Below are 21,334 nucleotides of genomic sequence, written 5' to 3'. Positions count from 1 at the left end.
CGAGTCCCCCCCGAGAAGTGATGTGCGGGATCGAGCCCCGCGCGTTGCTAGGATGTGATGCCCCGCATCGATTCGCGCGCAACGACATTCGAGTTCAGCCCGGTGCGGCCATCCGATATCACGCCGCACCGCACGGCGAATGGCAATCTCAACCCTCTGATCAACACCTGCACCTACCCTGCCTCGCTGCGCCCGACCTCCCCGTCGGACCGTCCATCGAGCCCACGCTGGACCGTAACCTGAATCGAATACTGGCGAGTAGCTTACCTGAGGGTAGAACCGGACGCTTGGCTAATTCTGTGCCGTATCGCATTTCGGCTCGCCATTGATTTGCGGCAGGTCATCACCTAAGCTGCCGCGTCGGCAAGCTGTTGCCGCCCAAGGCAATTGACTCTGGCAGCCCAAGGGGCATTGCCGCACCAGCTCATCGGTACCGGCGTCAAGCCCAGTGAATTGCCGTGTTGTGCGCTGCCGGTGGCAGCGGTGGCCGTCGGAGTGGATATGGGGGAGCGCGGCGGCGCGGAACCGTCAGCGAGGGCGTCCTGCGCCGGGCCTCCGACGGCCGCGCCCCGCGGCGGAACAGGTTGGTCCCGGTTTCGTGGGCCGTGACCTCGTACCGTGTCAGTCATGAGCGAACGCGTGGTGATCATCGGTGGGGACGCGGCGGGGATGGCGGCGGCTTCGCAGGCGCGCCGGCTGAAGAGCGTGCGGGAGTTGGAGATCGTCGTCTTCGAGCGGGGGCATTTCACCTCGTATTCGGCGTGCGGGATTCCGTATTGGGTCGGTGGGGAAGTCGGTGGGCCGGATGAGCTCGTCGCGCGGACGCCGGAGCAGCATCGGGCGCGGGATATCGATCTGCGGCTGCGGACCGAGGTGGTGGAGATCGATGTGGCCGGGCAGCGGGTGCGGTTCCGTGCGCTCGACGCGGGGCAGGAAGGCTGGATCGGTTACGACAAGCTCGTGATCGCCACCGGTGCGACGCCGATCCGGCCCGAGCTGCCCGGTATCGACGCCGACGGGGTGCACGGTGTGCAGACCCTCGATGACGGTCAGCGGCTCATCGACACCCTCGAATCGATTCCGGGGCGGCGCGCGGTGGTGGTGGGCGCGGGATACATCGGGGTGGAAATGGCGGAGGCGATGATCCATCGCGGATTCCAGGTCACCATGATCAACCGGGGCGCCGAGCCGATGTCCACCCTCGATCCCGATATGGGCGCGCTGATCCGGAAATCGATGCAGGGCATGGGCATCGACGTCATCGGTGACACCGAAATGACCGCCGTCCGGACCGACGAACGGGGACGCGTCACCGCCGTCGCCACCGCCGACGCCGAATATCCCGCCGACGTCGTGATTCTCGGCATCGGTGTCCGCCCCGCCACCGGCGTCGCCCGCGCGGCGGGTCTCCCGCTGGGGGAGTCCGGGGGCCTGCTCACCGATCTCGCCATGCGGGTGCGCGGGCACGAGAACATCTGGGCGGGAGGCGATTGCGTGGAGGTGCTCGACCTCGTCTCCGGCTCCGAACGCCACATCCCCCTGGGCACCCACGCCAACAAGCACGGCCAGATCATCGGTTCCGGCGTGGGCGGCGACTACGCCACCTTCCCCGGCGTGGTGGGCACCGCGGTCAGCAAGGTATGCGATCTGGAGGTCGCCCGAACGGGTCTGCGCGAGAGCGACGCCCTCGCCGCCGGCTTGCAATTCGTCACTGTCACCATCGAATCCACCAGCCGCTCCGGCTATTACCCGGGAGCAGCCCCCATGACCGTGAAGATGCTCGCCGAACGCCGCACCGGCCGCCTCCTCGGCGCACAGATCGTCGGCCGCGAGGGCGCGGGCAAACGCATCGACATCGTCGCCGTCGCCCTCACCGCGCGTCTCACCGTCGACCAGATCGTCGCCCTGGACCTCGGCTACGCGCCACCCTTCTCCCCGGTCTGGGACCCGGTCCAGGTCGCCGCCCGCAAGGCCGTCACCGCGGTCCGCCACGACGCCACCCGATAGTGCTCCCGACCTGCGCCGCGACGCCGACCCGCGACGCCGGTTCGCTCACGCGCATAGACTGCCGTCATGACCGCGGCGCGTGAGATCCCCGATCCCTGGTCGGTAGGGCGCCTGACTCCGCACTGGGTCCCGTCGCGGGGTTTGAGCAACGGACTCGACGCGCGAGGGTGGGGAATCCTCGCCGACCTCGACGAGTCCCACGTCTATCGAGTGCTTTTCGCGCTCTCCGATATCGGCATCGCCGCCTACGTCCTCCCGGTCCGTGTCACCGTGCTGGAGGCCGGGGACCCGGAGGTCCTCTGGCGGCTGTGGGTCGACATCCCGCACTATCGCGCGGCGGAGGATCTGCTCATGATCCTGCTGCGCCACGGCCGCAAGCCCCGCCGCTCCGCGCAGCCGGCCCCGGCCCGTCGCCGTCGTCGGCGGGTGGCTCTGGTTCGCAAATCGCGCTGAGGGCCCGTCGCCCCTCCCGCACTCGCCGAATCTCTCGCTGCGCTGCCTCGGTGCACGCACTCCCGTTCCGATACAACGCTTCTCCTAGCCAGGTGTTGACACCTGGTTACACCTACTGCATTCTGAACCGTGTTCAATATGAACCGTGTTCAGAATGGCGGGTGGATGGCCACGAAGTGGGGTGACCGCGAGGCTCGTCGGGGCGACATCCTCGACGCCGGACGACGGTTGCTGACCGAGCAGGGCTACGCCGCGCTGCAGATGCGCGATGTGGCCAAAGGAGCGGGCATCAGTCCGGGCACCGTGTACACGTACTTCGCGACCAAGGAAGCGCTGTACGCGGCCCTGTACGCCGAACGACTCGGGGAATTCGTCGCGAAGATCGAGCCGCTGTGCGAGAGCCTCGCGGACCCCGAGGACCTGTTCGTGGCGATCGCCACCGAATACGCCGAGATGTACCGGGTGTACGGGCAGGAACTCAATATCTGGGCGGTGCTGGCCGGGGAGGTGGACGTCGATCACGAGGTGGGCGGTCAGCTGGTGCGCGCGGCAGCGCGCGCCTACGACCTGATTCTGCGAACCGTCGAGCGGATGCGGATTCCGGGCCTCGGCGCGCAGATCGACACCGGGACCGTGGTGGCGACGCTGTGGTCGGTGATCACCGGTCTGGCCGACAACTTCACCAGTGTGCGGCACCACCTGCACGCCCGCGGCTGGGACGAGACCGTGCGATTGGCCGCACGGATACAGATCGCCGGTTTACGGACCCTCGAGGCGGTCGCTGGGGCGGGGACCCTCGAGGCGGAAAAGGAAGAGCGATGACGAACAGTGAGAACCCGGTCGTGCGCGCGGCCCGGATGACGCTGGACCGGGCGGTCAACCCGCCGCGGTCCTCCGATCGGAAAGCGTTGCGGCGGGCGGTGTCCGGCAAGACCGTGCTCGTCACGGGCGCGTCCTTCGGGCTGGGCGAGGCGGTGGCGCGCGAGCTGGCCGCCGCCGACGCGACGGTGCTGCTGGTGGCGAGGACCGCGGAGCGGTTGGAAGCCCTTGCCGCGGAGTTGAATTCGAAGGGCGGGCGTGCCTTCTCCTATCCGGCGGACCTGACCGACGAGGTCGCGGCAGGGGAGCTGGCCAAGACCATTACCGAGCGGCACGGCGCCCTGGATGTGATCGTGAACAACGCGGGCAAGTCGATGCGGCGGTCGTTGCACCTGCAGTACGACCGCTTCCACGACTTCGAACGCACCATGGGCATCAACTATCTGGGCCCGATCCGGCTGCTGCTGGGCCTGCTGCCGCCCATGCGGGAGGCGGGCAGCGGCCAGATCATCAATATCTCCACCGTCGGCGTGCGGATCGCGCCCGGCCCGCGCTGGGGCGCCTACCAGGCGTCCAAAGGGGCCTTCGACGTCTGGTTGCGCAGTGTCACACCGGAATTGCGGGCCGACGGCCTCACCGTCACCACCGCCTACATGGCCTTGATGTACACCCGGATGAGCGCGCCGACCCCGATCATGCGGTTGCTGCCCGGACTGTATCCGGAGGAGGCGGCCGAGATCGTCGCCCGCGCCATCGTGCGTCGCCCGCGCGCCCTGGCCCCCTGGTGGGTATGGCCCGCCGACGTGATGTCCACCGCGCTGCCGGGCCCGATGGCCGCGTTCATGCGGGTGTGGGCGCGGGCCACCCGCGACACCGAGGCCGCGAGCGCCGGGGGACAGCGATGAATCGGATCAAGCTGGCGCGCAACGGGATAGCGCTGGGTGTGGCGCTGACCGAGGCGCAGGTGCTGCGCCCGGTCGGGGTCGGGGCGGCGGTGCGCATGAGCTGCGCGCTGGCCGGTCACCGCACGAACCCCCCGGTCCTGCCGTCCCTGTCCGCGGCCCGGTGGCCGAATCGGACCGCGGTGGTCGACGACCGTGGCACGGTCACCTACGCGGAGCTGTCGGCGACCGTCGACGCCGTGGCGGGCGGACTACAGCGCGTGATCGGCGCCGGCACCGGCGACGGGGTGGCGGTGATGTGCCGCAACAGCCGGTATTTCGTCGCCGGGCTGTTCGGGGTGCTGGCCACCGGCGCGGACGCGCTGCTGCTCAATACCGACTTCCACACCGAGGCGCTGCGGCGCACGCTCGACCGCCATCACCCGGCGGCGGTGCTCTGCGATGCCGAGTTCGTGCCCGTCCTGCGGTCGGCGGGCTACGCCGGACCGCTGGTGATCTGCTTCGGGTCGGCCGGATCCATGGACCCGAGCGTCGACGCCTGGCTGCGGATGGGCCTCGCGGCCCCCGCGCGAAAGGCGTCGGGCCGCTTGGTGATCCTGACCTCCGGCACGACGGGCATCCCCAAGGGCGTGCCGCGAGAACCGGGAGTGTCGATGATCGCGGGCACCGCCGCGAGCGTGATCCATCGCACCGGATTGCGCGCGGGCGCGGTGATCGCCGTCGGCATCCCCATGTTCCACGGCTTCGGCCTCGGCATCGCCCTGCTCGGGATCACCCTGGGCGGAAAACTGGTGCTGCGCAGGCGATTCGACGCCGAGAACGCGCTGGCGACGATCGCCGCCCACCGGGTCGAGATGTTCGCCGGAGTGCCCATGATGCTGCAACGAATCATGGCCGTGCCCGCCGAGAAGCGCGCCGACCACGACCTGGCGTCGCTGCGTGTGGTGCTGTCCGGGGGCGCGCCGCTGGCGCCGGCCGTGGCCGCGGCGTTCATCGCGACCTTCGGCGACGTGCTCTACAACGGTTACGGTTCTTCGGAAGTCGGCATCGGCACCTTGGCCACACCGGCCGATCTGCGTGTCGCGCTCGGCACCGTGGGCCGCCCGGTCAGCGGCACCGACGTGCGCATCCTCGGCGTGGACGGATCGCGGTTGCCCGCGTGGGCGGTCGGGCAGATCTACGTCGGCAGCGCGTTGGGTTTCGCGGGGTATTCCGGTGGCGGCGACAAGGCCCGGACCGACGGTCTGATCAGCACCGGCGACCTCGGGTATCTCGACCCGGGCGGGCGGCTGTTCATCGCGGGCCGGGCCGACGACATGATCGTCTCGGGTGGCGAGAACGTGTATCCGCAGGAAGTGGAGAACGTGCTCGCGACCCACCCGGCGGTGTGCGACGCCGCGGTGATCGGGATCGAGGATGGCGACTACGGGCAGCGGCTGGTCGCCTACGCGGTCGTGGCGCCGGGGCAGGACATCAGTCCGGAAGAGCTTCGAGCGTTCCTGCACGACCGGGTGTCCCGGTTCCAGCGGCCCCGCGAGATCGCCGTCGTGCCGGAGATCCCGCGCAATCCCACCGGAAAGATCGACCGGAAGGCGCTGCGGGCATCCGGAGCCTCGTGACAGCCGGCCGGAAAGTGCGAGCCGGTCAGATGGCGTCGAATTGGGCCAGCACGTCGAACGAGGACTCCGCGGTGCGGTGTTCCAGCTCGATCCCGGTCTCCACGGCCGGTGCGAGCGAAGGATTCTCGAGCGCGAGACCATTGGCGAAGATGGTGGTGTTGGCCGCCAGGTCGGCGAACACCAGCATCGGCTTGGTCGCCGCCCCCTGACCGAGCGCGGCGTCGAGACCCTCGCCGAGGAAGTAGAAGCGCCACAGCGGGCCCAGCTTCGCGCGGTAGATCCGGTCGGTGCGCTCGGTGATGACATCGCCGATGCTCGCGATCCCCGCGACGATCGTGAAGTAGTCGCCGGCGTCGGCCGGAGTGGAGCCCGCCGCGGCCACGGCCCGGGGTAGGTCGACCACCAGGTGCGCGTTGTATCCGGCCAGCGCCACGCGGGCGGGGGAGGCAGAGCAGTCGGCGGCCAGGGCGAAATAGTTGCGCCAGTGCGGTTCCGGAGTGCCGCCGCTGAATTCCGCGTGCACATTGTCGAGGAACCGGCGCAGCAGATCGAAGCTGACCCGATGGGCGTATTCCGGATCGGCGAACGCCCGCGGAGTGTGCTGGAGCGGCATCACGGCGAGTTGCTCCACCGTGTCCAGACCGGTCGCGAAGGTGCCGCGCCGGTCGGTGTGGCGTTCGAGGATCTCGGTGAGGCCGTGATCGCGGGCCACCGCGTCGTCGAGCCGCGCGAGCTGGTCGGCACCGGCGAGGGCGGCGGTATCGGAGAGCCGCACGATCTCGTCGATCTCGGCGGGGGACAGGGTGGGCGCGCAGTCCGACGGTTCGACCGGCGCGGCGAACGCGGTCGCGGGGGTGACGATCGTGGCGGCGGTGACGGACAGTGCGGCCAGGGAACGCGCAAATGCATTGAGCACGATGGATTTCTAGCAGGAGTCCTCGCGCGAGTACAGCCTGACACTCGTGGGCGGCGGGCCGATCTGTCAGGCGAGGCCGGGCAGATGCTCGAGCGGTTCACACTGCGGGTCGCTGATCCGGTCGGCCGGGGGCGTCGGGCCGGACCGGTTTTCGGCGGGTGGGGCGTTCGTAGGGCGGATACCGAGGAAGAACTGTATGCGTCCCGGGTAGGCCGGGTCGTCGGTGACACCGTAGAGCTGGGCGTTGATGGTGTACTCGTGGCCGGTCTCGGGGTCGCGCAGGCGCATTCCCGGCTCCGGTCTGCCGTAGCTGGCGGGGGCTTCGTCCCACAGTTCTCTGACGATGTCGAAACGGGAGAGTTCGGCGAGGAATTCGCGGGCCCCATCGGCGGCGCTGTTGTCGGACAGCAGTCCCCGCAATCCTTGAACGGCGAACCGGATCTCGTCGTCCAGGTCCGGGAGTACCCGGCGGGAATTGTCGTCCGTGAGATACCAGTGCAGCAGATTGACGCCGATATCCAGTCCGGGGAACGCCCGCCGGTAATTCTCGTTGCACGCCAGCACGGTGCCCCGGATATCCAGATAGGCGGCCGGATTGGGTTCGTGCAGAACCAGCACCTGCCGCATTTCCGGGCTGACCGCCGCGGTCAGCTCCTCGGCGGTCGGGAACGCGGTCTGGCCGAGTCCGGCGAGGTCCAGCAGGTGCCGTTGCTCGGCCGACGAGATCGGGCTCTGCCGGTCCAGGTATCTGACGATCGCCTCGACCACCTCGATGCCGGGATGGGTGCGGTACCCCTTCTCCAAATGCACGATGTAACTGGCGCTGGTCCCGATCCCGAATGCCAGCCGCTCCCGCGAGATTCTTCGAGTCCGCCGCAATCTGCTCAGCAGCGCCCCGAACGAGGGCGGTCGTACCCGGGGTTCGTCGAGCGCCGGATTCACCTGCAGCATTACGCCATCCCACCGTGTCGGATCAGCGCGGCAACCTATCCGAATGACCCACATGTCACCAAGCCGATCGAATATGCAAATCCGCCCGAACGTAACACCCGGGAAAGGACTTACGGATATTCGACACGGCCCGGAACATCACGGTTCGTCAGTGGGCCGCCGTGGCAACAGTTTTCGCTGCCTCAGCAAATATCAGACATAGGGGACATTGGAAACAATTACCCCACAATGGTATCCATCGGGCTCAGCGCAGCGAGTAGACGTAGCGGCTGGTGGGGATGACGTCGATGTCACGGTCGGCGCCGAAGCGGGAGGTGCTGTCGAGCATATTGGAGAGGCGGCGTTCCAGTTCGGCGGCGTCGCCGCCGCTGCCCCAGTAGGCGTGCGGGTCGGACATGGCCTCCATGGGGAAGAGTTCCTCGACGATGGCGTCGGCGCGGGCGCCGGCGGTCATGGGGGCCAGGACCGGATTCTGGATGTAACCGACGGCGGCCTGATTCTCCAGCGAGACCCGGGTGTGGTCGACGATCCAGGCCCGCAGCCACTCGTCGCGGGGCATGCCCGGGGGAATGCGCAGGATCGCGATGCGCGCCAAGGCTTCCGCACGGGTGCCGCTGTCGGTGCGAGGCGGGGCCACCGGGGTGTACTCGTCGACCAGGAAGCCCTCCAGGCGATCGGCGAGCGGTCGCAGCAGCGAGGTGACGAAGTCCGCGTCCTCGACACCGCGCATGGTCACCACGGCGTCGACGGGAGTGTCATACGTGCAGAACCAGAGTTCCGCTGCGGCGACGTACTCGTCGCGGATGTTGATCTGCAGTTCGCTGACGCCGGAGCGGGCCAGGGTTCGCCGCAGGTCACGGTCGTGCAGATTGGTCTTCAGTTCGGCCCCCCACAACAGATACGTCAGTTTCATAGCTTCACTTACTGTTGTGTGATGTGGATCATCCTGCGTACTGGACAGTAACCCAGACATTCCGTCTATGACCAGGTGATCTCGGTCACTGGGACTGGTGACCGGCGCGGGGGCGTGAACTGGTGAAACGCTTCCCGGCCGGTGTCGTCCGCGACGCGGCGAGGCGGAACCGCCGGACTCAGCAGTCGGAGACGATGGGCCAGATCGTGCCGACATTGGACCGCGAGACCCAGCCCTTGTGGCCCGCGCTGTTCTTGATGTAGACCCAGAGGTTGCCCGCGTTGTTCTTCTCGGTGCACACCACCTTGATCGCGGCGCCCTCGGCCACGGTGTACCCGGTGTGGTCGCAGCTCGAGGAGTTGCCGGTGTACAGGTTGTAGGTGTTGTAGGGGCCGTCCATCACCGAATCGCCGTAGATGGCGTGGCCCACGTCGCTCGGGTACCAGTTGCACGCCTGCCCGGCCTGCGCGGCGGGCGCGCCGGCGAACACCGACAGACCCGTCGATCCGATCGTCACCGCTGCCGCCAGCAGAAGTCTCGCCCTCATGACAGTTCCTTTCCCTTCCCGCGCACGACAATCCGTGCGCGAGTCAGGAGAACGTAAGGGGCGCAGGGCTTTTGGCTCAACCGGATCGGGCTGGCAACTAATTGTCAGCGCTCGGCGAGCGGCGATGTCAGGTCGGCGAAGTCCTCGGTCCGGGCCAGCGCTCGCAGCAGCTGGAACAAATCCTCGGGCGGGGTGGTGAGCCGTCGGCGGGTGAGGTCGAGCCAGCCTCCGGTCGAGGTGACCGTGGCCGCGACTCTGCCGTCGGCGCGGGTGAAGGTATTGCGCAGCACGAAGCGCGCGCCGTCGGGCGCCAATCCGGCCAGTTCCAGGGTGAGTTCGGCGGGGTCGAGAAGGCGCAGTTCGGCGCGGTAGTGCAGCTGGTCGGTCTGGATGACCGGTCCGAGGCCGCGGCGCGCGAATTCTGCCGCGGAGAAGCCGGATCCGGTGAAGTATTGCATCCGGCTGTTCTCCGCAGCCGCCAGATAGGCATTGGTGCGCATGTGGCCGTTCTGGTCCATATCCGACCATTGCGGGTGGAACGGGATAGCGAAGATGGTTCGCTGCCGGGCGTTAGCCAGCTGATCGCTCATGCGATCCATACTCGGACCACGGGCTCGTACGATCCAGTTCAATCTTTGAACCACGGTCGGCTACGGGCCGGGATTACGCTGGCCGGATGAGTGGTTACGGTCAGTTCTGCGCGGTCGCGCGCGCCCTGGAGGTGCTGGGCGAGCGATGGACGCTGCTCGTCGTGCGCGAACTGCTGATGGGCGCGTCCTCGTTCGGCGATATTCGCCGGGGTTTGCCGCGCATCCCGAAGGCCACGCTGTCGGCGCGATTGCGGGCGCTGCGGGCCGCCGGCATCGTCGACGCCGACTACCGGCTGACCGAGACCGGCTCGGCGCTCGCACCGGTCGTGCGGGAGCTGGCCCGGTGGGCGGTCACCACCGACGCCGTCGCCCTGTCCGAACACGACCTCGACACCGCCGCGCTGACCTGGGACATGCAGCGCCGCATCGATGTCGACGCGCTCCCCGCGCAACCGGTCGTGCTCGCGCTGGAATTCTCCGATCGCCCACCCGCCGACCGCCGCTTCTGGCTGCACCTGTCCGGCCGCGGCGTCAACCTCTGCCGCGACGATACCGGCGCCCCGGTCGACCTCTGGCTGACCGCGCCCACCGAGACCCTGACCCGATGGTGGCTCGGCGAAAGCCGGTGGACCGACGTCCTCGGCCATCCCGGGGTCCACCTGCACGGCGACCTCGCCCTGCAACGCCGCCTGCCCGCCTGGTTCCGGCGCTATGCGTTCACCCCGGACGCTCTGGCAGCCGCGAGCGGCTGAAGGCCTCGGGCGCGCACCGATTCCGGCTACTCGTCGTCGAGCCGTTCGGGGTCGGCCTCACCCAGCAGCTCGTCCTGGACGACCTCGAGCATGCAGGTGTTGTTGTCGAGCAACCCCAGCAGCTCGTCCAGCCGGTCGTTCTTCATCGGGCAATCGTCCCGCGCCCGGCTCCCGGAGACAAGGGAAGGGGCCGCGGTCCGCACGATGACGTGCGACCCGCGGCCCCGGCTGTCACCTGCGGTTACCTGCTGCGCCGCCCGCGGGCGACGAGGACCGCGATGAGCACGCCGCCCAGGACCACGACGGTGGCCCCGACCGCCGCGGCGATCAGAATCAGCGTCGAATTCGACTTCGACTCGGTCGAATCCGCCGCGACCGGTGCGCCGGGCGTCTTGCCCGACGGGGACGTGCGGCTCACGCTCGGGCCGGAGTGCTCGCCGAAGATGTCGGCGGTACTCGTGTAGCGCGGGCCGCTCTCCTCGGTGCCGCTGACGGTCAGATCCACCTGCACCGGAACCGGGGTGTTCGAGCCCATGGTGGTGTGGTTCGACCCGACCTTGACCGAGATGTAGTACCAGCCCGCCAGCGCTTCCTCGTGCGACTCGTACCGGTCGGCGGAGCGGTTGGTGTAGCGGACGGGCGTGGTCGCCAGCGCCTTGCTCGATGGCAGCACCGTGTCACTGCCGGTGTAGGCGCCGGTGTCCGAGTCGATCTCCTCGCGGATCGGGTTGTAGAACGCGGTGTGGATGTTGGAGATGTTGTCCGATCCCCGTACCCCGTTCCCGGCGTAGTTGACCCGGTAGGACAGGGCCTGACCCCAATCCAGATGCACCCGGTAGAACACGAATTCGCCCGGCCGCACCACATCGGTGTAGCGCCCGGCGCCCGGGAGGTCGGCGGCGACGGTGAACGAAGCGCCGCCCGAGACCGGCGTGCCCGGCCCGCTCTGCTCGACGAAGGTCGTGGGCTTGGCGGCCGCCGCGGGCCCGGGATCGGTCACGCCCGGTTCGATCGCGAAGATCAGTTCGATCGGAAGTCGTTCCGGCACACCGGTGGCCACCCTGTCCCACTCCAGCTGGAAGTAGTACTTGCCGCCGCCCTTGCAGGTGTCGGAGGGGTTCTCGCGCTTCTGGGTCGCCCGCTCGAACGACTTCGCCACCGTCATGGCCACGCCGTCACTGGAACTGGTGGTCTGCTGGAACTCGAAGAGGTTGCAGTCCTTGCCGTCCGCGCCGAACGCGCGCATGCGGATGACGTTCATATCCTCGACGACGCCGACATTGGTGACGCGTGGAAACGACACGGTGCCACTGAAATACGCGGTCGCGCCGTCGGGGATGTCGATGCCCCAGTAGCGCTTCTCCTTCTGGCCGATGGTGTCGAGGTACAGCCCGGGCGTCGCCACCGGGGCGGTGTCGTGGCTGCCGGTGCCGGTGATCGGCGTGCCCACGGCCTTGTAGTTGCGCAGGGCGGAGGCGGTGACGCGCGGCAGCGTGCGCTGCAACGCGGCGCCGTCGGCGGCGTCGGTGTAGGTGCCGCCGGTGGCCTGGGCCATGCAGGTCAACTGCGCTCGCGCCTTGCCGTCCACGGCGAAGCCGATGGTGTGCAGCACCAGATCCAGTCCGCGCTGCTTCAATTCGGCCGCTACCTCGCAGGGGTCGGGCGGGGAGCAGGTGTCGTCGCCGTCCGAGACCAGCACGATCGAACGCGGTCCCGAATCCGGCAGCGCCGCGGCGGCCTGACGCAGTGCGGTGCCCATGGGCGTCCAGCCGCGGGCCCGCACACCGTCGACGGCGCTGCCGAGCGCGGCCCGGTCGAGGGTCTGGGGTTTGTGCAGGACCTGCACGTCCTGGCAGCCGGCGGCCTTGTCCGCCTCGGTGTTTCCGGTGCCGGTGCCGTACACGGCCAGCCCGACCCGCGACTGCGCGGGCGCGGAGTCGACGAACGAATGCACGGCCACCTTGGCCGCGTCCATCATGGTGCCCGCCGGATCGGGCCGTTCCATCGATCCTGAAGCGTCCAGGATCAGCATTGTCGGTGCGTAGTCCGGTGTCTCCTCCGCCGCCGCGGGCATCGTGGCCCCGGTCAGCGCGAGGAAACCTATGGCGGCCGCGGCCGCCCATTGTCGGAGTCTCCCAGTGGTATTCGACATCGTCCTCGTCTATTGGTCGAGATACAGAACGAAACCGACATTACGGACATTCGATGGATGGTGTCGGACGGCCGGGGCCTACAATCCCGGCGTGAGTCTCACCCCTGCCGACCTGGTCGGCTACATCGATCGCGATCTCGACGACGATCTGGCGCGCTGGTTCCCGGACGCGGAAACCGTTGCGGTGCCGGAGGAATCCCGCCCGGTCGAGCCGTTCCTCGCACGTCTGGACGACGAGCACGCGGCCGCCCTGGCCGCCTTCGACGACCGCGTCCGCTCCGGGCGCATGCCGCAATTCCTCGACATCTTCGACTGGTCCTACGCCTTCGACTTCGCCGGAAACGACTGCGGCATACTCGATTCGGACTACGCCACCGAGCTGACCGACGACGACGTGTACTCTGTCGGCGCCGACGGCGGCGGCAACCTGTACGTGGTGCTCACCAATGGTCAAGTGGCCGTGTGGTTTCACGAGGAAGAGGTGGTCGAGGGCGGCACCCGCTTCGACAATCTCGACGTCTTCGTCTGGTCTTTCGTCCGCTACCGAGCCGTGCGGGCAGGAGTGCTGGAGCGCTCGGCGGTGGAGGCGGATTTCCTCGCCCTGGGCCAGGACGGCGCGCTCGAGCCGGAACTCGGGCTGCTGCGCCTGATGAAGTAGCCGGAATCAGGCGCTCGGCCGCGTCCCGAAGGTGCCGAGCAAGGCGTCGGCCTCCGCGTGCACCCGGGCGCGCAGGGCCTCGACCACCGCGGCCACCTCGGGGCGGCGCAGCGTCTCGGCGCGCGAGACCAGCCAGTAGGTGAGGCGGACGCCGACCTGGTCGGGCAGTACGCGCACCAGGTCGGCGTGGCGGTCGGCCATGAAACACGGCAGCAGGCCCAGGCCCGCGGCGGCCCGGGTCGCCTCCACGTGGACGAAAACATTGGTGGAGGAGATGGATTCGCGCATGGCCGGGGCGAATCCGGAGGCCAGGTCCAGGTCGTCGACCTGGAGCATGGAGTCGATGAAGTAGATCAGGGGATGGTCCGGCAGGTCCGCGACCGAGGCGGGAGCGCCGTGCTCGGCCAGGTAGGCCCGGGACCCGTACAGGCCCAGGACGTAATCGCCGAGGCGCAGGGCCTCGGCGCGGCGGAGCCGGGGTTCGCCGACCACGATCTCGAGATCCAGGCCCGAGCGCTGCGGGGACGCGCGCCGGGTGCCGGTGACGATCTCGACGCTGATCCGAGGGTGCAGACGCTGGATGTCCGCGATCGCCGGGGCGGCCAGGTAGGCGCTGAAACCGTCGGTCGCCGACATGCGGACCACGCCTTCCAGCACGCGCTCGCCGCGCGCACCGGTGAGGGATTTGACCGCGGATTCGACGGATTCGGCGGCCCGCAGGGCCGCACGGCCCAGATCGGTGAGTTCCCATCCCCCCGAGCCGCGGTCCAGGACCCGTCCGCCGAGCGCCCGTTCGAGCGCGGCGATGCGGCGCGAGATCGTGGTGTGGTTGATGCCGAGTTCGTCGGCCGCGGAGACGTATCGACCGCTGCGACCGACCGCGAGCAGCACCAGCAGATCGTCGGGGCTCGGGGTGGCGGAGGTCGCGCTCATTTCTGCATATTTGCAGACATCGGTTGCGAAAGTGGTCATTGCAGCGACTTCGGTCTGCACGAATACTCTCCTTCAGTGCTGTGGGCTGCGTCACAACGCGGCCCGTGTGTGAAGGAGATCAGGCATGAGCGTCCGAGAAGCGGTGCGGCAGGCGGGAACCGGTCCCGCCGCACTCCGGAGGGTGGTGGCGGCCTCCATGGCCGGCACCGTCGTGGAGTGGTACGAGTTCTTCCTCTACGGCACCGCGGCGACGCTGGTGTTCAACAAGGTGTTCTTCGCCAAGGGCACCAGCGATCTGGATGCCATCCTCGCCGTGTTCATCACCTACGCGGTCGGCTTCGCGGCGCGCCCGATCGGCGGAATCGTGTTCGGGCACTTCGGCGATCGGCACGGTCGCAAGAAGCTGCTGCAGCTGAGCCTGGTGCTGGTCGGCGCGGCCACCTTCTTGATGGGCTGCCTGCCCACCTTCGCGCAGGTCGGCTACCTGGCTCCGGTGCTGCTGGTGACACTGCGGTTCATCCAGGGCTTCGCCATCGGCGGCGAATGGGGCGGCGCGGTGCTGCTCGTGGCCGAGCACAGCCCGAGCCGGGGGCGCGCGTTCTGGGCGTCGTGGCCACAGGCGGCGGTACCGCTCGGGAACATGACCGCCACCGTCGTGCTGCTGGTGCTGACCTCGTCGCTGTCGGACGCGGCGTTCCTGTCCTGGGGCTGGCGGGTCGCCTTCTGGCTCTCGGCGGTGGTGGTGCTGATCGGCTACTACGTGCGCAGCAAGATCACCGACGCGCCCATTTTCCTTGCGGCGCAACAGCAGGCCGAGCGGGAGAAGGCCGATTCGTTCAGCCCGTTCGAGGTGCTGAAGCGGTACCCGCGCGGTGTGTTCACGGCGATGGGCCTGCGCTTCGGCGAGAACATCATGTACTACCTGGTCGTCACCTTCTCGATCACCTATCTCAAGGTGCACGTCGGGGCGAACACCAAGGTGATCCTGTGGTGGCTGCTGGCCGCGCACGCCGTGCATTTCGTGGTCATCCCGCTGGCGGGGCGGCTCAGCGATCGATACGGGCGCAAGCCGATCTATCTCATCGGCGCGCTGGCGGCGGGGACCTGGGGCTTCTTCGGATTCGCGCTGATGGACTCCAAGCACAATGCCCTGATCCTGCTCGCCGTCATCATCGGGTTGGTGTTCCACGCCCTCATGTACGCGGCGCAGCCGGCGATCATGGCCGAGATGTTCCCCACCCGGATGCGGTATTCCGGTGTGTCCCTGGGCTATCAGGTGACCTCCATCGTGGCCGGTTCGCTCGCGCCGATCATCGCGGTGAAGCTGCTGGACGTCTACAAGTCCGCGGTGCCGATCGCCGTGTACCTCGCCGCCGCGTGCGCGGTGACCGTGATCGCGGTGCTGTGCGCGAAGGAGACGAAGGGCCTCGACCTCGAGGCCGTCGACCGCGCCGACGCGGAAGAGACCGCGACGCAGGCTGATTCGAAGACGGTGAGCGCATGAGCCCGGGTGATCGCGGCGAGAGTGACCTGCACGGGCGAACGGTGCTGGTCACCGGCGGCGGGAGCGGAATCGGCGCGGCGTGCGCGCGGGAACTGGCCCGGCGCGGCGCGGCGGTGCGGGTCGCCGACATCGACGGGGTGGCCGCCAAGACGGTGGCCACCGAGATCGGCGGCACCGCATGGGAAGTCGACCTGTCCGACGTCGCCGCCCTGGAGAACCTGGAACTGGATATCGACATCCTGGTCAACAATGCCGGCGTCCAAACCGTCGCTCCCATCACCGAATTCCCGCCCGAACGATTCCGGACCATGCTCGCGCTCATGGTGGAGGCGCCGTTCCTGCTCACCCGCGCCGCGCTGCCGCACATGCAGCGGCAGCGGTTCGGGCGGATCGTCAACGTCTCCTCCGTGCACGGCCTGCGCGCCTCGGCCTTCAAATCCGCGTATGTGACGGCCAAGCACGCCCTCGAAGGTCTGTCGAAGGTGACGGCGTTGGAGGGCGGGCCGTTCGGGATCACCAGCAACTGCGTCGATCCGGGCTACGTGCGGACCCCCTTGGTGGACAAGCAGATCGCCGACCAGGCCAAGGCGCACGGGATCGCCGAGCAGGAGGTGGTGCGGACCGTCATGCTGACCGAGAGCGCGATCAAACGGCTCGTCGAACCGGAGGAGGTCGCCTCGCTGGTCGGCTGGCTCACCTCCGATATGGCGGGCATGGTGACCGGAGCTTCGTACACCATGGACGGTGGATGGAGCGCACGATGACAGGGATCTTCGCACCGGCGGCCGGCCACGAGCCGCAGTGGACACCGGGCCTCGACGTCATCGAGGACGCGCGGATCACCCGGTTCACGCGGTTCGTCACCACACGCACCGGCGTGCGCCTGCCCGACTACCAAGCGCTGTGGCAGTGGTCGGTCGACGATCTGCCCGGCTTCTGGCGAGCGGTGTGGGACTGGTTCGAGCTCGGCGACGTGCCCGGTGCGGTGCTGGCCGACGACTCCATGCCGGGAGCCCGCTGGTTCCCCGGCGCCACGGTCAATTACGTCGATCAGGTTGTGCGGCAAGCGCGCACCGATCGGCCCGCCATCGTGACGCTGCGTGAGGATGCCCCGCCGGTTGAGCTGTCCTGGCCGGAATTGCTCACCCGCACAGGCGCGCTCGCCCGGTCGCTGCGCACCCTGGGTGTCGGACCCGGGGATCGGGTGGCCGGGTACCTGCCCGATATCGCCGAGACGGTCATCGCCTTCCTCGCCAGCGCGAGCATCGGCGCGATCTGGAGTGTCTGCGGGCAGGACTATTCGGCCCAGGCCGCGCTCGACCGGCTCGGGCAGCTGGAGCCGACCGTGCTGATCACCGCGGACGGCTACCGGTACGCGGGCAGAACGCACGACAAGCGCGACGAGATCGCGGCGTTGCGCGCCGGATTGCCCACGCTGCGGGCGACCGTGGCCATTTCCCGGCTCGGGCTCGTGGTGAACGGCGCCCTCACCTGGGACAGCGCCGCCTCGATGGAGTACGCGGGGTCCGGGATCGACACGGTGGCAGTGGATTTCGACCATCCGCTGTGGGTCCTGTACTCCTCGGGCACCACCGGAAAACCGAAGGGAATCGTGCACGGGCACGGCGGCGTGCTGCTCGAACACCTGAAATCGCTGTCCCTGCAATCGGATATCGGGCCCGAGGACACCTTCTTCTGGTACACCAGCCCGTCCTGGATGATGTGGAACTACCAGGTCGCCGGATTGCTCGTCGGGGCCACCATCGTCTGCTACGACGGCAGCCCCGCCCACCCCGCGCCGGACGAGTTGTGGCGGTTGGCGGCCCGCACCCGCGCGACCGTGGTGGGCACCAGCCCCGGATATCTGCTCGCCTGCGAGAAGGCCGGCGCGGTGCCGGGCCGCGACCATGACCTGTCAGCCCTGCGATCGGTCGGCGTCACGGGTGCGGCACTGCCGCCATCGTCCTCACTCTGGGTGCGCGACGCCGTGGGTCAGCACGTGTCGGTGTCCTCGATCAGCGGCGGCACCGACGTGGTGTCGGCCTTCGTCGGCGGCGTGCGGACGGTGCCGGTCTGGCCCGGGGAGCTGTCCGCCCCCTATCTCGGTGTCGCGCTGGACTCCTGGGACGAACACGGCCGCCCCACCAGAGGCGAGGTGGGAGAGCTGGTGATCACCGCGCCCATGCCGTCGATGCCGCTGCGATTCTGGAACGACCCCGACGGCGCCCGATACCGCGAGGCGTACTTCGACGCCTACCCCGGTGTGTGGCGGCACGGCGACTGGATCACCCGCACCGAGCGCGGCAGCGTGATCGTGCACGGCCGTTCGGACTCCACCCTCAACCGCAACGGGATTCGCATGGGTAGCGCGGACATCTACCGAGCCGTGAGCGCCCTGCCCGAGATCGACGACGCGCTGGTGCTCGGCGTCGAGCAGCCCGGCGGCGGTTACTGGATGCCGTTGTTCGTGGTGCTCGCCGATGGCGCCGAGTTGACCGACGAGGTGCGCCACCGGGTGAATACGGCCATCCGCAGCGAACTCTCGGCGCGGCACGTACCCGACGAGATCATCGCCGCGCCGGGCATCCCGCACACGCGGACCGGCAAGAAACTCGAAGTCCCGCTCAAGAAACTCTTCCAGGGCCGCGATCCCGGCGAGGTCGTCGCACACGGAGCCGTCGACCGCCCCGAACTATTGGACTGGTTCGCGGCGCTGCGGCCCGGGTGACCCGCCCGGTTCAGGTGATCGCCCGGGCTCCGGATCACTCGATTCCGGCGCGGGCGGTCTGCGCGACTGCCACCAGTGGCGGAGCTGATCCCAGCGGGTGGCGCGGGCGGGCCAGAGCTCCTCCACGCTGGCATTGAACTCCGCGCCGAGGATGATCGCGAAGCCCAGGAAGAAGGTGAACAGCAGGAAGGCGATCGGGGCGGCGAGCGCGCCGTAGGAGATGCCGGTGCGGGTGATCCAGGCCAGGTAGCGGCGCAGGCCCTCGCTGGCGGCCATGAAGAAGACGCCCGCGACCAGCGCCCCGCCGAAGAGGCGATGCCACGGCAGGGTGCGGTGCAGCGCGGTCTTGTAGAGGAAGGTCAGCCCGACGATGAGCAGCAGACCGGTGGCCGGGTAGTAGAAGCCGTCGATCAGGCGCAGGCCCGGTTCGCGCCAGCCGTGCGGGAGGACCCGGCCCATGAGGGTTGGGCCCAGTGCGATCAGCGGCAGGATCAGCACCGCCACGATCAGGAAGCCGACGTAGAGCAGCAGCGCGAAGATCCGCTGCCAGACCGGGTGGCGCGCGGTGGCCTGGCCGTGCGCGGCGGTGATCGCGTCGACGAAGGTCGCCATGGCCGAGGATCCGGCCCACAGCGACAGCACGAAGCCCACCGACACCACCCCGCCGTGCCCGCGTTGCAGCACGTCGTTCACGGTCGGCTGGACCAGGGTGTCGACCACGCTGGGACTGAACGCCTTCCGCGCGAAGGCCACGATCTTGGACTGCACGATGTTCACGGTGTTCGGCCCGAACCAGTGCCCGACATAGCCGAGACTGCCGAGCAGACCCAGCAGCAGCGGGGCCAGCGACAGCGTCTGCCAGAAGGCGGCCGCCGCCGATTTGGCGAAGATGGCGTCACTCCACGCCTTGGCCGCCACATGCGTGACGAGCTGCCGGACGCGGCCCCAGCGGGTGTCGGCGAGCACGACGGGGGTGCCGGGCGGGGACGCGTCGGCGTGTTGCGGAGATTCGTCGTGCGCGTTCATCGTGGCCTAAGCATCGCCTACCAGGGCTTCGAATGGCATGGGACCCGCAATGTGTCGTGCGGCACTCGAAGGGGCTGTGTCGGATTGGAAAGCAGTCGGTCGCACTCGCTAATCTCTTCCGAGTGACTTCGGGTGGTGGCGGTTCGCTACGTGCATGGCAACGCAGGGCGCTGACGAAGTATCTGACTGCCAAGCCACGGGACTTCCTCGCCGTCGCGACGCCCGGCGCGGGTAAGACGACCTTCGCGTTGCGGGTGGCCGCCGAGCTGCTCAACGACCGCACGGTCGACCAGGTGACGGTGGTCGCGCCCACCGAGCACCTCAAGCACCAGTGGGCGGCATCGGCCGCGCGCACCGGGATCCAGCTGGATTCGAACTTCTCCAACTCGACCGGTTCCACCTCGTCGGACTATCACGGTGTGGTCGTCACCTACGCGCAGATCGCGTCGCATCCGTTCAAGCACCGGGTGCGCACCGAGAACCGCAAGACGCTGGTGATCATGGATGAGATCCATCACGCGGGCGATGCCAAGAGCTGGGGTGAGGCGGTCGAGGAGGCGTTCAGCGACGCCACCCGCCGCCTGCACCTGACCGGTACGCCGTTCCGCAGCGACGACTCGAAGATCCCGTTCATCACCTACGAGGCCGACGAGTCCGGGTTCGAGAAGTCGCGCGCCGACCACACCTACGGCTACTCCGAGGCGCTCGCCGACGGCGTCGTCAGACCTGTGGTGTTCCTCGCCTACTCCGGTGAGGCGCATTGGCGGGACAGCGCGGGCGAGGAGTACTCGGCGCGACTGGGCGAACCGTTGAACGCGGAACAGACCGCGCGGGCCTGGCGCACCGCTCTGGACCCGGCCGGTGACTGGATGTCGAAGGTGCTCACCGCGGCCGACACCCGGCTGCGGCAGCTGCGCGCCACCGGCATGCCCGACGCGGGCGGCCTGGTGATCGCCACCGACCAGGAGAAGGCGCGCGACTACGCCGAACTGCTGGAACACATCTCGGGCACCAAACCGACCATCGTGTTGTCCGACGATCCGGACTCCTCGGACCGCATCGGCGAGTTCAGCAACAACACCGACCCGTGGATGGTCGCGGTGCGCATGGTGTCCGAGGGCGTCGACGTGCCGCGGCTCGCGGTCGGCGTGTACGCCACCAGCGCCTCCACCCCGCTGTACTTCGCGCAGGCCATCGGCCGTTTCGTGCGTGCCCGCAAGGCCGGTGAGACCGCGAGCGTGTTCCTGCCGTCGGTGCCGGTGCTGCTGGACCTGGCCGCGCAGCTGGAACTGCAGCGCGACCACGTCATCGGCAAACCGCACCGCGAGGCCGACGGTCTCGAGGACGAACTGCTCATCGACGCCAACAAGCAGAAGGACGAGCCGGGCGAGGAGGAGAAGAAGTTCATCGCCCTCGCCGCCGACGCCGAACTCGACCAGGTCATCTACGACGGCGACTCCTTCGGCACCGCCACCTTCTCCGGCAGCGACGAGGAGGCCGACTACCTCGGCATCCCGGGCCTGCTCGACGCCGACCAGATGCGCGCGCTGCTGCGCGAACGCCAGTCCCGCCAACTCCAGGACCGCAGCGCCGCCGCCGAGGCCCGCCCGTCCGGGGCCGGCGTGGAGGCGGCCGCCGAGCGCGCCGCCACCGCCGACCGCCTGGGTGAATTGCGCCGCGAACTCAACAGTCTGGTCGCCATGCACCACCACCGCACCGGCAAACCGCACGGCGTCATCCACGGCGACCTGCGCCGCGAATGCGGCGGCCCGCCGACCGCACTGGCGACCGCCGACCAGCTGTCCCAGCGGATCGCCGCCCTGCGACGGGTGTGAGCCGGGGCCGGTGACACGAGCGGTGTCGT

Annotated in this window: 19 protein-coding genes; 11 read left to right on the top strand and 8 right to left on the bottom strand. The window is 68.8% G+C overall.

Annotated features, from left to right (window positions below; all coding sequences use genetic code 11):
* Nucleotides 1-627: 627 nt before the first annotated feature.
* The 5 genes from ACWEOI_RS20105 (at nucleotide 628) to ACWEOI_RS20085 (ending at nucleotide 5,800) form a co-directional block, all read left to right on the top strand.
* On the top strand, nucleotides 628-2,007 hold the full coding sequence (locus tag ACWEOI_RS20105; RefSeq protein ID WP_452360555.1) for an FAD-dependent oxidoreductase: 1,380 nt from the start codon (nucleotides 628-630) through the stop codon (nucleotides 2,005-2,007).
* Nucleotides 2,008-2,073: 66 nt separating this feature from the next.
* Nucleotides 2,074-2,460: a hypothetical protein gene (locus ACWEOI_RS20100; RefSeq protein WP_379272720.1), complete on the top strand. Its 387-nt coding sequence runs from the start codon at nucleotides 2,074-2,076 to the stop codon at nucleotides 2,458-2,460.
* Between the two features lie 138 nt (nucleotides 2,461-2,598).
* Nucleotides 2,599-3,282, top strand: a complete 684-nt coding sequence (locus tag ACWEOI_RS20095) for a TetR/AcrR family transcriptional regulator (RefSeq protein ID WP_452360554.1) — start codon at nucleotides 2,599-2,601, stop codon at nucleotides 3,280-3,282.
* Complete coding sequence (locus ACWEOI_RS20090) at nucleotides 3,279-4,184, top strand: SDR family NAD(P)-dependent oxidoreductase (protein ID WP_452360553.1); 906 nt, start codon at nucleotides 3,279-3,281, stop codon at nucleotides 4,182-4,184. The genes ACWEOI_RS20095 and ACWEOI_RS20090 overlap by 4 nt, the downstream gene beginning before the upstream one ends.
* A complete protein-coding gene (locus tag ACWEOI_RS20085) occupies nucleotides 4,181-5,800 on the top strand; it encodes an AMP-binding protein (RefSeq protein WP_452360552.1) in 1,620 nt (539 codons plus the stop codon). Before ACWEOI_RS20090 ends, ACWEOI_RS20085 begins: the two co-directional genes overlap by 4 nt.
* Before the next feature lie 25 nt (nucleotides 5,801-5,825).
* Here the strand turns inward: ACWEOI_RS20085 and ACWEOI_RS20080 are convergent, their stop codons facing one another.
* The 5 genes from ACWEOI_RS20080 to ACWEOI_RS20060 all read right to left on the bottom strand — a co-directional run bounded on the left by ACWEOI_RS20080 (nucleotide 5,826) and on the right by ACWEOI_RS20060 (nucleotide 9,717).
* The gene (locus tag ACWEOI_RS20080; RefSeq protein WP_452360551.1) at nucleotides 5,826-6,716 is read right to left on the bottom strand and encodes a DUF5995 family protein; all 891 of its coding nucleotides are present in this window, start codon (nucleotides 6,714-6,716) and stop codon (nucleotides 5,826-5,828) included.
* A 66-nt stretch (nucleotides 6,717-6,782) separates the two neighbouring features.
* A complete protein-coding gene (locus tag ACWEOI_RS20075; protein WP_433672457.1) occupies nucleotides 6,783-7,667 on the bottom strand; it encodes an MmyB family transcriptional regulator in 885 nt (294 codons plus the stop codon).
* A 244-nt stretch (nucleotides 7,668-7,911) separates the two neighbouring features.
* Complete coding sequence (locus ACWEOI_RS20070) at nucleotides 7,912-8,580, bottom strand: hypothetical protein (protein ID WP_433672458.1); 669 nt, start codon at nucleotides 8,578-8,580, stop codon at nucleotides 7,912-7,914.
* Between the two features lie 178 nt (nucleotides 8,581-8,758).
* Nucleotides 8,759-9,127 (bottom strand): hypothetical protein, encoded by a 369-nt coding sequence (locus ACWEOI_RS20065; protein ID WP_452360550.1) that lies wholly within the window; start codon nucleotides 9,125-9,127, stop codon nucleotides 8,759-8,761.
* A gap of 104 nt (nucleotides 9,128-9,231) precedes the next feature.
* A complete protein-coding gene (locus ACWEOI_RS20060; protein WP_452360549.1) occupies nucleotides 9,232-9,717 on the bottom strand; it encodes an acyl-CoA thioesterase in 486 nt (161 codons plus the stop codon).
* Nucleotides 9,718-9,803: 86 nt separating this feature from the next.
* Between ACWEOI_RS20060 and ACWEOI_RS20055 the strand changes: the two genes are divergently transcribed.
* Nucleotides 9,804-10,469, top strand: coding sequence for a winged helix-turn-helix transcriptional regulator (locus tag ACWEOI_RS20055; protein WP_452360548.1), 666 nt, complete (start codon nucleotides 9,804-9,806; stop codon nucleotides 10,467-10,469).
* Nucleotides 10,470-10,710: 241 nt separating this feature from the next.
* On the opposite strand, the gene ACWEOI_RS20050 is transcribed toward ACWEOI_RS20055, so the two are convergent.
* On the bottom strand, nucleotides 10,711-12,621 hold the full coding sequence (locus tag ACWEOI_RS20050; protein WP_452360547.1) for a vWA domain-containing protein: 1,911 nt from the start codon (nucleotides 12,619-12,621) through the stop codon (nucleotides 10,711-10,713).
* 91 nt (nucleotides 12,622-12,712) lie between these two features.
* Between ACWEOI_RS20050 and ACWEOI_RS20045 the strand changes: the two genes are divergently transcribed.
* The gene (locus ACWEOI_RS20045) at nucleotides 12,713-13,279 is read left to right on the top strand and encodes a hypothetical protein (protein ID WP_433672461.1); all 567 of its coding nucleotides are present in this window, start codon (nucleotides 12,713-12,715) and stop codon (nucleotides 13,277-13,279) included.
* A 6-nt stretch (nucleotides 13,280-13,285) separates the two neighbouring features.
* Here the strand turns inward: ACWEOI_RS20045 and ACWEOI_RS20040 are convergent, their stop codons facing one another.
* A complete protein-coding gene (locus ACWEOI_RS20040) occupies nucleotides 13,286-14,212 on the bottom strand; it encodes a LysR family transcriptional regulator (RefSeq protein ID WP_357283038.1) in 927 nt (308 codons plus the stop codon).
* A gap of 124 nt (nucleotides 14,213-14,336) precedes the next feature.
* On the opposite strand from ACWEOI_RS20040, the gene ACWEOI_RS20035 reads away from it, so the two are divergent.
* From ACWEOI_RS20035 to ACWEOI_RS20025, 3 genes are read left to right on the top strand one after another with little or no spacing between them, the layout of a single operon-like run.
* Complete coding sequence (locus ACWEOI_RS20035) at nucleotides 14,337-15,716, top strand: MFS transporter (protein ID WP_452360546.1); 1,380 nt, start codon at nucleotides 14,337-14,339, stop codon at nucleotides 15,714-15,716.
* Entirely contained in the window at nucleotides 15,713-16,480 is a 768-nt protein-coding gene (locus tag ACWEOI_RS20030; protein ID WP_433672462.1) for a 3-hydroxybutyrate dehydrogenase, read from the top strand. Before ACWEOI_RS20035 ends, ACWEOI_RS20030 begins: the two co-directional genes overlap by 4 nt.
* Nucleotides 16,477-18,444 (top strand): acetoacetate--CoA ligase, encoded by a 1,968-nt coding sequence (locus ACWEOI_RS20025; RefSeq protein WP_433672463.1) that lies wholly within the window; start codon nucleotides 16,477-16,479, stop codon nucleotides 18,442-18,444. Before ACWEOI_RS20030 ends, ACWEOI_RS20025 begins: the two co-directional genes overlap by 4 nt.
* On the opposite strand, the gene ACWEOI_RS20020 is transcribed toward ACWEOI_RS20025, so the two are convergent.
* Nucleotides 18,409-19,470, bottom strand: a complete 1,062-nt coding sequence (locus ACWEOI_RS20020; protein ID WP_452360545.1) for a YihY/virulence factor BrkB family protein — start codon at nucleotides 19,468-19,470, stop codon at nucleotides 18,409-18,411. The genes ACWEOI_RS20025 and ACWEOI_RS20020 overlap by 36 nt on opposite strands.
* 122 nt (nucleotides 19,471-19,592) lie before the next feature.
* On the opposite strand from ACWEOI_RS20020, the gene ACWEOI_RS20015 reads away from it, so the two are divergent.
* Nucleotides 19,593-21,305, top strand: a complete 1,713-nt coding sequence (locus ACWEOI_RS20015) for a DEAD/DEAH box helicase (RefSeq protein WP_357093597.1) — start codon at nucleotides 19,593-19,595, stop codon at nucleotides 21,303-21,305.
* Nucleotides 21,306-21,334: the final 29 nt, after the last annotated feature.

The organism is Nocardia sp. NPDC004340 (assembly GCF_053602575.1).
This window is presented reverse-complemented; position numbering and strand designations above follow the sequence as displayed.

Excerpts from the sequence above, each read along its gene's own strand:
- ACWEOI_RS20105 (WP_452360555.1), top strand. The coding sequence starts at position 628 with ATGAGCGAACGCGTGGTGATCATCGGTGGGGACGCGGCGGGGATGGCG.
- ACWEOI_RS20100 (WP_379272720.1), top strand. The coding sequence starts at position 2,074 with ATGACCGCGGCGCGTGAGATCCCCGATCCCTGGTCGGTAGGGCGCCTG.
- ACWEOI_RS20095 (WP_452360554.1), top strand. The coding sequence starts at position 2,599 with ATGAACCGTGTTCAGAATGGCGGGTGGATGGCCACGAAGTGGGGTGAC.
- ACWEOI_RS20090 (WP_452360553.1), top strand. The coding sequence starts at position 3,279 with ATGACGAACAGTGAGAACCCGGTCGTGCGCGCGGCCCGGATGACGCTG.
- ACWEOI_RS20085 (WP_452360552.1), top strand. The coding sequence starts at position 4,181 with ATGAATCGGATCAAGCTGGCGCGCAACGGGATAGCGCTGGGTGTGGCG.
- ACWEOI_RS20075 (WP_433672457.1), bottom strand. The coding sequence starts at position 7,667 with ATGCTGCAGGTGAATCCGGCGCTCGACGAACCCCGGGTACGACCGCCC.
- ACWEOI_RS20070 (WP_433672458.1), bottom strand. The coding sequence starts at position 8,580 with ATGAAACTGACGTATCTGTTGTGGGGGGCCGAACTGAAGACCAATCTG.
- ACWEOI_RS20065 (WP_452360550.1), bottom strand. The coding sequence starts at position 9,127 with ATGAGGGCGAGACTTCTGCTGGCGGCAGCGGTGACGATCGGATCGACG.
- ACWEOI_RS20060 (WP_452360549.1), bottom strand. The coding sequence starts at position 9,717 with ATGAGCGATCAGCTGGCTAACGCCCGGCAGCGAACCATCTTCGCTATC.
- ACWEOI_RS20055 (WP_452360548.1), top strand. The coding sequence starts at position 9,804 with ATGAGTGGTTACGGTCAGTTCTGCGCGGTCGCGCGCGCCCTGGAGGTG.
- ACWEOI_RS20050 (WP_452360547.1), bottom strand. The coding sequence starts at position 12,621 with ATGTCGAATACCACTGGGAGACTCCGACAATGGGCGGCCGCGGCCGCC.
- ACWEOI_RS20040 (WP_357283038.1), bottom strand. The coding sequence starts at position 14,212 with ATGAGCGCGACCTCCGCCACCCCGAGCCCCGACGATCTGCTGGTGCTG.
- ACWEOI_RS20035 (WP_452360546.1), top strand. The coding sequence starts at position 14,337 with ATGAGCGTCCGAGAAGCGGTGCGGCAGGCGGGAACCGGTCCCGCCGCA.
- ACWEOI_RS20030 (WP_433672462.1), top strand. The coding sequence starts at position 15,713 with ATGAGCCCGGGTGATCGCGGCGAGAGTGACCTGCACGGGCGAACGGTG.
- ACWEOI_RS20025 (WP_433672463.1), top strand. The coding sequence starts at position 16,477 with ATGACAGGGATCTTCGCACCGGCGGCCGGCCACGAGCCGCAGTGGACA.
- ACWEOI_RS20020 (WP_452360545.1), bottom strand. The coding sequence starts at position 19,470 with ATGAACGCGCACGACGAATCTCCGCAACACGCCGACGCGTCCCCGCCC.